Below are 12,846 nucleotides of genomic sequence, written 5' to 3'. Positions count from 1 at the left end.
GATTTTTTGTTTTTTGGGTAGTATGGAAATCTTCCCATAACGACGTTTTAAATCTCAACTATAACGTTATAATTGCTAATTTAGAAAGGTTCTTAGTGAAAATAGAGGTAAAATCTCACTTACAATATAACATTGAATTTCGACTTTGTTAAAGAAAAGATTTTTAAATGTTAATAATTCATTATTTTAATATAAAACTGAATTTTCGGCAAAAACAAGCAGTGAAAATCGTTTTTTAGCAATAATAATTTTTGAAAAGCGGACTTCTATTATATTTTTTTTAATTATCGGGTTTAATGCTTAAATTTGCCTCAAAAAAATAAATCCGCTTTTATTATGAATATTTATCAGGATTACATTCAAGAAATTGAAGAAAGAAAAAATCAAGGGTTACACCCTAAACCAATTGATGGAGCTGAATTATTAAGCGAAATCATTGCTCAAATTAAAGATGCAGATAACGCACATCGCGAAGACTCTCTTAAGTTTTTTATTTACAATACATTACCGGGTACTACAAGTGCTGCAGGTGAAAAAGCAAAGTTTTTAAAAGAAATTATTCTTGGTCAATCAGTAGTAAAAGAAATCACTCCAGCTTTTGCTTTTGAGTTACTTTCACACATGAAAGGTGGACCATCTATTGAAGTGTTACTTGATTTAGCTTTAGGCTATGATGCAGCTATCGCAAAAGAAGCGGCAAAAGTATTAAAGACACAAGTTTTCCTTTACGAAGCAGATACAGATCGTTTGGTAGAAGCATTCAAAAATGATAATGCAATTGCAAAAGAAATCCTTGAAAGTTATGCTCAAGCTGAGTTCTTTACAAAACTTCCAGAGGTAGCTGATGAAATTAAGGTAGTTACTTTTATTGCTGGTGAAGGAGATATTTCTACAGATTTACTTTCTCCAGGTAATCAAGCACACTCTCGTTCAGATCGTGAACTTCATGGCCAGTGTATGATTACGCCTCAGGCGCAGCAAGAAATTAAAGCATTACAAGCACAGCATCCTGATAAAAGCGTAATGTTGATTGCTGAAAAAGGAACAATGGGAGTTGGTTCTTCTAGAATGTCAGGTGTAAATAACGTGGCACTTTGGACAGGAAAACAAGCAAGTCCTTATATTCCATTCGTAAATATTGCTCCAATTGTTGGTGGAACAAACGGAATTTCTCCAATTTTCTTAACTACGGTTGATGTTACTGGTGGTATTGGTTTGGATCTTAAAAACTGGGTTAAAAAAGTTGATTCAGAAGGAAATGTTATTCGTAACGAAAACGATGAACCAATTCTAGAGCAAACATATTCGGTTGCTACAGGAACGGTTCTTACAATAAATGTTAAGGAGAAAAAACTTTATAATGGAGATCAAGAATTAATTGATATTTCTAAAGCATTTACTCCTCAAAAAATGGAATTTATCAAAGCTGGTGGTTCTTATGCTATCGTATTTGGTAAAAAACTTCAAACATTAGCGGCTAAAGTTTTAGACGTTGAAGCTCCGCTTGTGTATGCTCCATCAAAAGAAGTTTCTCATGAAGGACAAGGCCTTACGGCAGTAGAGAAAATCTTCAACAAAAATGCAGTTGGTATTGCGCCAGGTAAAGTATTGCACGCTGGTTCTGACGTTCGTGTTGAAGTTAATATTGTAGGTTCTCAGGATACTACAGGTCTTATGACTGCGCAGGAATTAGAATCTATGGCGGCTACGGTTATTTCTCCAATTGTTGATGGTGCTTACCAATCTGGTTGTCACACTGCTTCGGTTTGGGATAAAAAAGCTCAGGCAAATATTCCTAAATTGATGAAATTCATGAACGATTTCGGTTTAATCACAGCTCGTGATCCGAAAGGAGTTTATCATTCAATGACAGACGTAATCCATAAAGTACTTAATGATATTACTATTGATGAATGGGCTATCATTATTGGTGGTGACTCTCATACGAGAATGTCTAAGGGTGTTGCTTTTGGTGCTGACTCAGGAACTGTTGCTCTTGCATTGGCTACTGGAGAGGCTTCAATGCCAATTCCAGAATCTGTAAAAGTTACTTTCAAAGGAGATATGAAAGGGTATATGGACTTCCGTGATGTGGTTCATGCTACTCAAGCGCAAATGCTTCATCAATTTGGAGGAGAAAATGTATTCCAAGGAAGAATCATTGAGGTTCACATTGGAACACTTACCGCTGACCAAGCGTTTACATTTACAGACTGGACTGCAGAGATGAAGGCAAAAGCATCTATCTGTATTTCTGAAGATGATACTTTAATCGAATCATTGGAAATTGCAAAAGGCAGAATTCAGATTATGATCGATAAAGGAATGGATAACGAGAAACACGTTCTTCAAGGATTAATCAACAAAGCTGACAAGAGAATTGCTGAAATTAAATCGGCAGAAAAACCAGCTTTAACTCCAGATGCAAATGCTAAGTATTATGCTGAAGTTGTAGTTGATTTAGATCAAATTGCTGAGCCAATGATTGCTGATCCAGACGTAAATAATGCTGATGTTTCTAAAAGATACACTCACGATACAATCAGACCTTTATCTTTCTACGGAGGAGATAAGAAAGTAGATCTTGGATTTATTGGATCTTGTATGGTTCACAAAGGAGATATGAAAATCCTTGCTCAAATGTTGAAAAATGTTGAAGCGCAAACAGGTAAAGTTGAATTTAAGGCTCCACTTGTTGTAGCTCCGCCAACTTACAATATTGTAGATGAGCTTAAAGCTGAAGGTGACTGGGAAGTTTTACAAAAATACTCAGGTTTCGAATTCGACGATAACGCTCCAAAAGGTGCTGCACGTACAGAATACGAAAACATGTTGTATTTAGAGCGTCCAGGATGTAACCTTTGTATGGGTAACCAAGAAAAAGCAGCTAAAGGAGATACAGTAATGGCAACATCTACTCGTCTTTTCCAAGGAAGAGTTGTTGAGGATAAAGAAGGTAAAAAAGGAGAATCTCTTCTTTCTTCTACTCCAGTTGTGGTATTATCTACAATTTTAGGCAGAACTCCTACTATTGAAGAATATACTGCTGCAGTTGATGGTATTAACTTAACTAAGTTTGCACCTTCTAACAAGCAATTAGTTATGTAATCTTACGATTATTAATATTTCAAAGCCCGAGCGATAAACTCGGGCTTTTTCTTTTATAGCTGTTCATTTTTTTGTAACTTGTCATGTTAGAAAATAAAAAAAAACAAAACAATAAAACTTATGGCTTTTGATATTGAAATGATAAAAAAAGTGTATGAGAACATGCCAGCTCGTGTTGACAAAGCGCGCGAAATTGTTGGTCGTCCACTTACTTTAACGGAAAAAATTTTATACAATCATCTTTGGGATGGAAATCCAACTAAGGCGTTTGGAAGAGGAGTTGATTATGTTGACTTCGCGCCAGATCGTGTTGCTTGTCAAGATGCAACAGCACAAATGGCATTATTGCAGTTTATGCACGCAGGAAAATCTAAAGTGGCGGTACCAACAACGGTTCATTGCGATCACTTGATTCAAGCAAAGGTAGATGCAGTAACAGATTTGGCCAGAGCAAAAACACAAAGCAATGAAGTTTTTGACTTCCTATCTTCAGTTTCAAATAAATACGGAATTGGTTTTTGGAAACCAGGTGCAGGAATCATTCACCAAGTTGTGCTTGAAAACTATGCATTTCCAGGCGGAATGATGATCGGTACCGATTCTCATACTGTAAATGCAGGTGGTTTAGGAATGGTAGCAATTGGAGTTGGTGGAGCAGACGCTGTAGACGTAATGTCTGGTATGGCTTGGGAACTTAAATTTCCAAAATTAATTGGAGTTAAGTTGACAGGTAAATTATCAGGATGGACAGCTCCAAAAGATGTTATTCTTAAAGTTGCCGGTATTCTTACTGTAAAAGGTGGTACTGGTGCTATTGTAGAATATTTTGGAGAAGGCGCAACATCAATGTCTTGTACTGGTAAAGGAACAATCTGTAATATGGGTGCCGAAATTGGAGCTACAACTTCTACTTTTGGGTATGATGCTTCAATGGGGCGTTATCTTCGTTCTACAAATCGTGCTGATGTTGCAGATGCAGCTGATAAAATTGCGCCATATTTAACAGGAGATCCAGAAGTATACGCTAATCCGGAGCAATATTTTGATCAAGTTATTGAAATTAATTTGTCTGAATTAGAACCACATTTAAATGGACCTTTTACTCCAGATTTAGCTACGCCAATTTCTAAAATGAAAGAAGAAGCGATCAAAAACAATTGGCCATTACAAATTCAAGTTGGTTTAATAGGATCTTGTACAAACTCTTCTTACGAAGATATTTCTCGTGCAGCTTCTTTGGCAAGACAAGTTGCTGATAAAAACTTAAAAACAAAAGCGGAGTTTACAATTACTCCAGGTTCTGAAGTAGTTCGTTCAACTATCGAAAGAGATGGATTTATTGATACGTTTCATAAAATTGGAGCAACTGTTTTTGCAAATGCCTGCGGACCATGTATTGGTATGTGGGATAGAGAAGGAGCAGAAAAAGAAGAAAGAAATACAATAGTTCATTCTTTCAACCGTAATTTCTCAAAACGTGCAGACGGTAATCCTAATACATTGGCTTTTGTTGGTTCTCCAGAATTGGTAACAGCAATGGCAATTGCAGGAGATTTAGGTTTTAACCCATTGACTGATAAATTGATAAATGAAGAAGGTGAAGAAGTAATGCTTGATGCTCCAACAGGAGATGAACTTCCTTCAAAAGGTTTTTACGCTGAAGATCCTGGATTCCAAGCTCCTGCTGAGGACGGATCAAGTGTTCAGGTAGTGGTTAATCCAACTTCTGAGCGTCTGCAATTATTGGCTCCGTTTGATGCTTGGGATGGTAAAAATATTACTGGCGCTAAATTATTGATTAAAGCATTTGGAAAATGTACAACTGACCATATTTCCATGGCTGGACCTTGGTTACGTTTCCGAGGACACTTAGATAATATTTCTAACAATATGTTGATTGGTGCTGTAAACGCTTACAACCAAAAAACAAACTCTGTTAAAAATCAATTAACAGGTCAATACGACGCTGTTCCTGCAGTTGCCCGTGCCTATAAAGCGGCTGGAGTTCCGTCTATTGTTGTCGGAGATCACAATTATGGAGAAGGATCTTCTCGTGAGCATGCTGCAATGGAGCCACGTTTCTTGGGTGTTAAAGCAGTATTAGTAAAATCTTTCGCTCGTATTCACGAAACAAATTTGAAAAAACAAGGCCTTTTAGGGTTGACTTTTGCAAATGAAGCTGATTATGATAAAATTCAAGAAGATGATACAATTAACTTCTTAGATTTAACTGAATTTGCTCCGGGTAAACCATTGACTTTGGAATTCATTCATGCAGATGGAACAAAAGATATAATCTTAGCAAATCATACTTATAACGAAGGTCAAATTGGCTGGTTTGTTGCTGGTTCGGCATTGAACTTAATTGCGGCTGGAAAAGCTTAATAGTAAGATTTATATATTCAGATCAAAAATGCCCTGTTGTTTTTTCAGGGCATTTTTTTTTATGATCTAGCTTTTTATTGCTAAACCTGAAAATTTATCTTATATATGAGTAATTGAAAAATAGAATAAATGAGTATTTTTTTTGAAAGTTAAGTTAATATTAAATCTTAATTTATAGTAAAGTTGTAAAAATCTGCTTTTCAAAAAGTTGGCTTAATTTTTATGCCGTAGGTCTTAATTTAGATGAAATTAATTGTTAAAAATTATTGATTTTATAGTTTTAAGAGTTAAATTCGCCTTTGAGGTAATATATTTGTAACTTTTGAGTTTAATTCTGTAATGAAACTTAAAAAATAAGAAATACTAACTTAAATAGTAAATATGATTTTTAGATTTATAATAGTTTTGATTTTTTGTAGTGTTGGTGCTTTTGCACAAGACAATTATACTAAACACAAAATTTCGCAAGGTGAAAACCTTTCTATTATTGCTAAAAAATATGGAGTTAAGGTTAAAGATATCAACGATGCCAATCCAAATGCTCCTAAAATTCTAAAGTTAAATTCGGTTCTTTTAATTCCTACTAAAAATAAAGAGATTGCCAAAGGTAAAAATAAACCTGAAGTTAAAACAGAACCAAAATCAGAAGCAATTGTAAATAACACTTCAGGTTCTCACGAAGTTTTGTCTAAAGAAACACTTTGGGGAATTTCTAAAAAATACAATGTAACTGTTGATGAATTAAAGAAAGCCAATCCGCTTTTGGAAACAGAAGGTTTAAAAATAGGACAAAAAATCATCATTCCTTCTGATAATCCGACAACAAACGATAAGCCTGTTATTCAAGAAATAGTTTCAAAAGAAGTGGAACTTTTTAGAGAAGTTAAAGCAAAAGAAACGAAATACGGTATTTCAAAAGAATACGGAATAACGGTTGCAGAATTAGAACGTCAAAATCCATCAATAAAAGGAAAAGTTCCTGTTGGTTACCTTTTAAAAATTCGTCTTCCTAAAGAAAAAGCCGATGCAATTCAAGCGAGTAAAGCAATCCAAGAATCGCAAAATGCAGCAATTACTTCACCTGTGCAAATAGCTGAAACAGCAGAAATTAAAAAAGATTCTACCTTTGTAAAATTGGCGACAGGAAGTCATTCTGAATTAATAGATCAGCTTATCGCAAATGCAACTGAGAACATCGGAATTCGATATCGTTCTGGCGGAACTACAAAGGCAGGTTTCGATTGCTCAGGTTTAATGATTTGTACTTTTAATAATTTTGATATTAAACTTCCAAGAAGTTCAATAGAACAATCTCGTATCGGAACAAAAGTAAATACAGACGAAGCACAAAAAGGTGATTTGATTTTCTTTAGAACCAACGGAAGACGTCATATTAACCATGTTGGAATGATTGTAGAAGTTGCTGAAGGAGAAATCAAATTTGTGCATTCTTCTACTCACGGTGGCGTAATGATTTCTTCTACAAAAGAGCCTTACTACACAAGAGCTTTTTCTCAAGTAAATCGCGTTTTAGAATAAAAAACCTTATAGGAAAGTATTTTTTAATGTCTCTAGACAAAAAGGTTTGCTCCAAAAATCAGTTACATACTTGTTTTCTTTTGCTTTTCTAATCTCATCTGTATCCAAAGTTGAAGAAAGGACAAAAATTTCCACTTTGCTATTTATTTTTTCTGCAAGTCTAGCAAATTCCTCCAAAAATTCAAATCCATTCATTACAGGCATTTGAATATCTAAAAGTATAACTAAAGAGTTTTGAATTGGATTTTGTATAAGCCAATCAATGGCTTCTTTCCCATTATTTGCAATAAATAAAGGATTTATATTTAATCCTTTTTTGAGTAGTTTTTTAGTAACAAATTGGTCAATTAAATTATCTTCTACTAGTAAAAAGTCAGGTTTAGATGGCATGTGAATGTGGTATTGTTACTATAAATTTACTTCCGACAGTACTTTCCGAAATAACAGAAATATTTCCTTTAATGTTTTCTACGGCTTCTTTTACAATATAAAGACCTAATCCAGAACCTTTATTTTTGTTTGTCCCGAAGTACATTTCAAATATATTTTCTTTGTCTTTACCAGTAATTCCGATTCCGTTATCTGCAACTTCAATTTTGTTTAAACCATCGCTAAAATAGGTTTTGATAGAAATAAACATTTCTTGTTTGCTGGCATCAGAATATTTTATCGCATTTGAAATCAAATTGTTAATGATGATTTTTAAACGAAGGCCATCGCTTTCAATTTCGTCAACTAAATGTTCTTGGGTAAATTTTATTCTATTGGCATTTTCAATGTGCATTAATTGAAGAATGGCCTCATTAAAAAGCTCTTTCAAACTTACAGGTTCCATGATTATTTCTTTTCTTTTATTCTTAGAATAATCTATAATGTCGCTAATAAATTGGTCTTGTCTTGCAAGACTATGATGCATCATTTGGAGATAATTGCGAATTTGAGTTACATCATCTTCTAAAGAAGTAATTTCGATAAGACCTTTTAGAGAAGTTATAGGAGATCTCAAATCGTGAGATGCACTATAAACAAACCTGTCTAATTCGCGATTTACAACTATTAAATTTTCATTTTTTGCTTCGGTTTCTTTTTTTGAAAGCAGAAGCCTTTTTACCATTATAGAATAATAAAGGCAGACACTGCAAATAATGACTAAAATAAAAAAGACATTGGTAAAGATTAACAAGTCTTTTATTTTTCTGGTTCCTTCACCCAATAGATTAGAGAAGTTTCTTTCATTGATCGTTAAACTATCACTAATAGAGCTGATTTCTTTTAAATATTGTCTTTGATCTTTTAAAGTTAAAAGATTGCGGTTGATTTTAGCATTAACCTCTTGTCCAATTACAAATAGTTTGAAAATGAGTTTGTCGCCTTTTCCCCATTCATCGATTGCTTTGGCTAAAAAAGAAACCTCTTTGAAATTGTCAAAAAGCCAAATAATGTCATCTAAATCCTCTTCGTGATTTCGTCCAATAAGCAGACCTTTTCTTGCAATATCATTATCTCCAGCTTTTAAAAGTGTAATTCGAGCAATGCCATCGCCTTGAGGAACTTTCAATTCTTCACAATACAGGTTCCATTGATTGGGGTTTTTGGTATATAAATAAGTGATGAGATGTCTAGATGCTTCTTTCTGGCTTTTTGAATAATGAGATTCTCCATTTACATAAGCTCTGTTTGCAGATAAGATTTTAATGGTAAAAAAGTTGATGCAAATTAGTAAAGCGCAGGAAATAAAAATAATTAAGATAAGAACAAAAACATTCGGAAAACGAAAGTTTTTTAAAGCTTGCAACTTAGACATAAATTTAAAATTAGTAGGTTAATGATAAAGTGCCTTTTGCGTATTCGATTAATTTGTAAACCAACTTTGGGGAAAGATTGTTTTATGTTTTAATTAAACACTTGTTAAAGATTTTAAGATTGTAAAATAGTTATTAGAATGATTTTTTTCAAATGTAGTAAAAATTAACTTATATATTTTTCAAAAAAAAGAAGTTATTTTTGAAAAATATAATTTTTGTTTAAACTATTCTAAAGTAATCGTTGAATATCTTTTTCTCGATAGAAGGATGAAATTTGGCTAAAATCGCGCATAAAGAATTAATCTTCTAAAGGCATAAATTGAAGGAACAACAGGAAAATATTTGTTTATTCTATGCTTAAATTCATCTGATAATTTTTCGAATTCGTCTTCTTTTAAACGTTCTTGATAAACAGTAAGCGCAGAACCGGAAATGAAATCAAAAAAGTCATTTTTTGAAGTCGAAATCTGTGGATAAACTTTTTCATAGATAACGAGATCTTTTCCTCCATTTTCAAAAAATATTTTAGCATATTCGTCTAAACTCAAAACAGGAGAAGGACGTGTCCAATTATTTAAATACGAAGCAAAAGGTTCTTCTTGAACTAAATTTAAAAGTATCCTGTTCAATATATTTTCGTTTTGCTGTGGCATTTGAACAGCCAATTGACCTCCAGGATTTAGACGAGAAATAATTTTTGGAAATAATTCGCCATGATTATCAATCCATTGCAAAGCAGCATTCGAAAGAATGACATCCCATTTTGTTTCTTCTTTTAATTGGTCTGGAATAGATAATTCTTTAAAAGTTAAATTTTCAGCTGTCGGAGCTTTTGCCAGCATTTCAGCTGAATTGTCTATTCCTAGAACGGTTGAATTGGAGAGTTTTTCAGAAAGTCTTTTCGTGAGTTCGCCAGTTCCGCATCCTAAATCTATAACTTTTAGATTCGGTTTATCAACAATATGACTTATCAGATCATCAAAAGGTCTAGTGCGTTCTGTTTTAAATTCATCATATTTTTTTGGATCCCAAGTCATAAGCTATGTTTTTATTTAAAGATAAGAAAAGATCATTTGAGATTATGTTAAGTTTTGAAATAAAAGTCTTTAAGTTTTCTGTTATGAATGGTAATACTTTAAATATGTTTGTGCCGTTCGCGTAAGGGATAGAGGCGGTATCCTTTTATGAAGAGAAACGGAATAAAAGATATAGCCGATAGCCCGACCCGAAGGGATACGCCCATAATATTGCGAATTTAGAATTAAAAAAATAAAATTTAAGAAAAAAGTATATCTTTAACCAACCCAAAACCAATAAAAATGCAAGAAAACGATCAAGAACATTTTAAAAGAGAACTCGGATTATTAGACGGAACCATGCTTGTAGTAGGTTCTATGATAGGATCTGGAATATTTATTGTAAGCGCCGATATCGCAAGACGAGTCGGATCTGCAGGATGGCTAACCTTAATTTGGCTGATTTCAGGATTGATTACAGTTATTGCCGCTGTAAGTTACGGCGAATTGAGTTCTATGTTTCCAAAGGCTGGAGGACAGTATGTTTATCTCAAAGAAGCGTACAATAAGCTAATTGCTTTCCTGTACGGATGGAGTTTTTTTGCTGTAATACAAACCGGAACAATTGCAGCAGTAGGTGTTGCATTTTCAAAATTTGCGGCTTATTTATACGAGCCTTTCAGCGATGAAAATATTCTTTATGAAATTGGCTTTTTTAAACTCAATGCTGCACAAGTAGTTTCTATTATTACTATAATTTTATTGTCTTATATAAATAGCCGTGGCGTAAAAAACGGAAAGATCCTGCAAACCGTTCTTACCATCATCAAAATATTATCATTACTAGGATTAATTGTATTCGGATTAACATTGGCGGCAAAAGCTTCTGTTTGGGACGCCAATTGGACAGATGCTTGGAATACTCGTGTTTTTGATATAGAAAGTGGTGAATGGATGCCAATTGGTGGAACAGCTTTGATTACAGGAATTTCAGCCGCAATGGTTGGATCATTGTTTTCTAGTGATGCTTGGAATGGTGTTACTTTTATTGCTGGAGAAATTAAAAATCCGCAGCGAAATGTTGGTTTAAGTTTGTTTCTCGGAACTTTTATCGTAACCATCATTTATGTATTAACAAATATCATGTATTTGGCCGTAATTCCGTTAGATGAAATTGCTACAGCAAAATCTGATCGTGTTGCAGTTGTGGCGTCACAATATATTTTTGGAAATATTGGAACTCTTATTATCGCAATTATGATTATGATTTCGACTTTTGCCTGCAACAACGGATTAATTATGGCTGGTGCAAGGGTTTATTATACAATGGCAAAAGATGGTTTGTTTTTTAAAAAAGCTGCTGTTTTAAATAAATCAAGTGTGCCTGCATGGGCGCTTTGGGCGCAATGTATTTGGGCGTCGGCTTTGTGTCTTACAGGAAAATATGGAGATTTGCTAGACTTTGTTATTATTATCGTTTTGATATTCTATATTCTTACCATTTACGGAATTTTCATTTTACGTAAAAAAATGCCAGATGTAGAAAGACCTTATAAAGCTTTTGGGTATCCATTTTTACCAATGTTGTACATTGTTGTTGCAAGCGCGATTTGTATTTCTTTGTTGATAACAAAATTCTCAACTTGCGGTTGGGGCGTATTGATTATGCTGACAGGAATTCCGGTATATTATTTAACCAAACCAAAAGAAGATTAAGTTTTCTACTTTCAACACTTATTTATAAAAAAAAGCGTCTTGTAACTATCAAGGCGCTTTTTTTTTACTATTTCTAATGAGGTTTAAAAATTATTGTCAGACAATTCATTTTTAATTCTTTCTTCCGTAGGCCTTAAGAAAATGAGATAGACAATAATAAGAATGCCAAATAAAATATAATCTGGTTTTAGAAACAAAAGTATAAAAGCTGCACCTTCTAAAATAGCCCATCGCAGGATAGAAGCGGCCTGATAAAAAGGCAGTTTCTCTTCGAGTTTTAGCTTCGGATCAATTTGCTTGATTTGCGATCTGAATAAAAAAGTACTTATTATATATGTCAAAATAGGTATTAAAGTATAAATAATAGAGAGCGTGCTAATTGCAGGAATTTGTAATTTTTCTATAGAAATTTCGCCAACAAAAAAATAGGCAGCAATAGTTCCTGCACAAATGGCAAAATGGATAATTTGTAATGATTTGATTTTTTCATTCATGATGAGGTTAAGGTTTGAGGTTGAATTATGCAAGTTAGGACTAATTCCTTTAAAATGAATAATTTCTCCGTAGAGATTAATAATTACGAAATTAGAATGCATAAAAAAAGCACTGCAATTAAGCAATGCCTTTTGATGTAAGAATCACAAAGAGCGCGCCGCGTATTGATTAAGCGACAGCTGGCTCAGTAGATGATTTTATAGTTGAATTAATAATAGACAAAGTCAAAGGATCTTTTTCTCCAGAGAAGAAAGATTCTAAAATTTCCTCAAATATCGGATTTGCATTTTCTACCAAAGAAAATAAAGTCATGCACGAACGTAATTTTCTAGCATCTAAATCTCCAAAAATTCCATCAGCAGATTTTCTTTTAAAAGTCAATAAAAGCTCTGAAATTTCAATTAAATGTTTTCCAAGAATTGGATGTTCCAAATAATCTGAAGCTTCTTTTAAATCATTAATGGCATAAAGATTAGCTGTATCGCTTTTGCCCAAACCTTTTATTTGCGGAAAAATGAACCACATCCAATGCGTTTCTTTTTTTCCTTTACTGATTTCAGAAAAAGCGGTAAGATAAAGTTTGTTTTGCGCATCTAAGAAGCGCGCTAAATCATTGTTTGAATAAGCCATTACGGTATTATATTTTTTTAAAAGGTTGCAAAAATAGTAAAAAAGGAGGGTTCAGCCTAATAAAACGTTCATACAATCAGTATTTTAACTTTTTTCGACAGAATTTTCCTCGTCGGTATTGAGCTAATAAATCAGCTAGTTTTTAGTTCCTA

9 protein-coding genes are annotated in these 12,846 nt (G+C 33.5%); 4 read left to right on the top strand and 5 right to left on the bottom strand.

What is annotated here, in order from left to right; genetic code table 11:
- The first annotated feature begins 336 nt into the window (after positions 1–336).
- From P0R33_RS07945 to P0R33_RS07935, 3 genes are all read left to right on the top strand, one after another.
- Positions 337–3,108, top strand: a complete 2,772-nt coding sequence (locus P0R33_RS07945) for a bifunctional aconitate hydratase 2/2-methylisocitrate dehydratase (RefSeq protein ID WP_276174939.1) — start codon at positions 337–339, stop codon at positions 3,106–3,108.
- Positions 3,109–3,228: 120 nt separating this feature from the next.
- Positions 3,229–5,493, top strand: a complete 2,265-nt coding sequence (locus P0R33_RS07940) for an aconitate hydratase (RefSeq protein WP_276174938.1) — start codon at positions 3,229–3,231, stop codon at positions 5,491–5,493.
- Between the two features lie 381 nt (positions 5,494–5,874).
- Positions 5,875–7,032 (top strand): C40 family peptidase, encoded by a 1,158-nt coding sequence (locus P0R33_RS07935; protein ID WP_276174937.1) that lies wholly within the window; start codon positions 5,875–5,877, stop codon positions 7,030–7,032.
- A 6-nt stretch (positions 7,033–7,038) separates the two neighbouring features.
- On the opposite strand, the gene P0R33_RS07930 is transcribed toward P0R33_RS07935, so the two are convergent.
- The 3 genes from P0R33_RS07930 to P0R33_RS07920 form a co-directional block, all read right to left on the bottom strand.
- Positions 7,039–7,422 (bottom strand): response regulator, encoded by a 384-nt coding sequence (locus P0R33_RS07930; protein ID WP_276174936.1) that lies wholly within the window; start codon positions 7,420–7,422, stop codon positions 7,039–7,041.
- A complete protein-coding gene (locus P0R33_RS07925) occupies positions 7,412–8,836 on the bottom strand; it encodes a HAMP domain-containing sensor histidine kinase (protein WP_276174935.1) in 1,425 nt (474 codons plus the stop codon). Before P0R33_RS07925 ends, P0R33_RS07930 begins: the two co-directional genes overlap by 11 nt.
- Before the next feature lie 279 nt (positions 8,837–9,115).
- Complete coding sequence (locus tag P0R33_RS07920; RefSeq protein WP_276174934.1) at positions 9,116–9,874, bottom strand: methyltransferase domain-containing protein; 759 nt, start codon at positions 9,872–9,874, stop codon at positions 9,116–9,118.
- Between the two features lie 282 nt (positions 9,875–10,156).
- On the opposite strand from P0R33_RS07920, the gene P0R33_RS07915 reads away from it, so the two are divergent.
- Positions 10,157–11,569, top strand: coding sequence for an amino acid permease (locus tag P0R33_RS07915; protein WP_276174933.1), 1,413 nt, complete (start codon positions 10,157–10,159; stop codon positions 11,567–11,569).
- 83 nt (positions 11,570–11,652) lie between these two features.
- Here P0R33_RS07915 and P0R33_RS07910 read toward each other — a convergent pair whose 3' ends face one another.
- Both P0R33_RS07910 and P0R33_RS07905 read right to left on the bottom strand, forming a co-directional pair.
- On the bottom strand, positions 11,653–12,165 hold the full coding sequence (locus tag P0R33_RS07910; protein WP_276174932.1) for an MFS transporter: 513 nt from the start codon (positions 12,163–12,165) through the stop codon (positions 11,653–11,655).
- A 67-nt stretch (positions 12,166–12,232) separates the two neighbouring features.
- Positions 12,233–12,694 carry a DUF1810 domain-containing protein gene (locus P0R33_RS07905; protein ID WP_276174931.1) on the bottom strand — a complete coding sequence of 154 codons (462 nt, stop codon included), beginning with the start codon at positions 12,692–12,694 and terminating at the stop codon, positions 12,233–12,235.
- Positions 12,695–12,846 lie beyond the last annotated feature (152 nt).

The organism is Flavobacterium sp. YJ01, from assembly GCF_029320955.1.
Lineage (GTDB): Bacteria > Bacteroidota > Bacteroidia > Flavobacteriales > Flavobacteriaceae > Flavobacterium.
This window is presented reverse-complemented; position numbering and strand designations above follow the sequence as displayed.

What these genes read in the sequence shown, in the direction of transcription:
- P0R33_RS07945 (WP_276174939.1), top strand. Translation starts at nt 337, where the DNA reads ATGAATATTTATCAGGATTACATTCAAGAAATTGAAGAAAGAAAAAAT.
- P0R33_RS07940 (WP_276174938.1), top strand. Translation starts at nt 3,229, where the DNA reads ATGGCTTTTGATATTGAAATGATAAAAAAAGTGTATGAGAACATGCCA.
- P0R33_RS07935 (WP_276174937.1), top strand. Translation starts at nt 5,875, where the DNA reads ATGATTTTTAGATTTATAATAGTTTTGATTTTTTGTAGTGTTGGTGCT.
- P0R33_RS07930 (WP_276174936.1), bottom strand. Translation starts at nt 7,422, where the DNA reads ATGCCATCTAAACCTGACTTTTTACTAGTAGAAGATAATTTAATTGAC.
- P0R33_RS07925 (WP_276174935.1), bottom strand. Translation starts at nt 8,836, where the DNA reads ATGTCTAAGTTGCAAGCTTTAAAAAACTTTCGTTTTCCGAATGTTTTT.
- P0R33_RS07920 (WP_276174934.1), bottom strand. Translation starts at nt 9,874, where the DNA reads ATGACTTGGGATCCAAAAAAATATGATGAATTTAAAACAGAACGCACT.
- P0R33_RS07915 (WP_276174933.1), top strand. Translation starts at nt 10,157, where the DNA reads ATGCAAGAAAACGATCAAGAACATTTTAAAAGAGAACTCGGATTATTA.
- P0R33_RS07910 (WP_276174932.1), bottom strand. Translation starts at nt 12,165, where the DNA reads ATGCATTCTAATTTCGTAATTATTAATCTCTACGGAGAAATTATTCAT.
- P0R33_RS07905 (WP_276174931.1), bottom strand. Translation starts at nt 12,694, where the DNA reads ATGGCTTATTCAAACAATGATTTAGCGCGCTTCTTAGATGCGCAAAAC.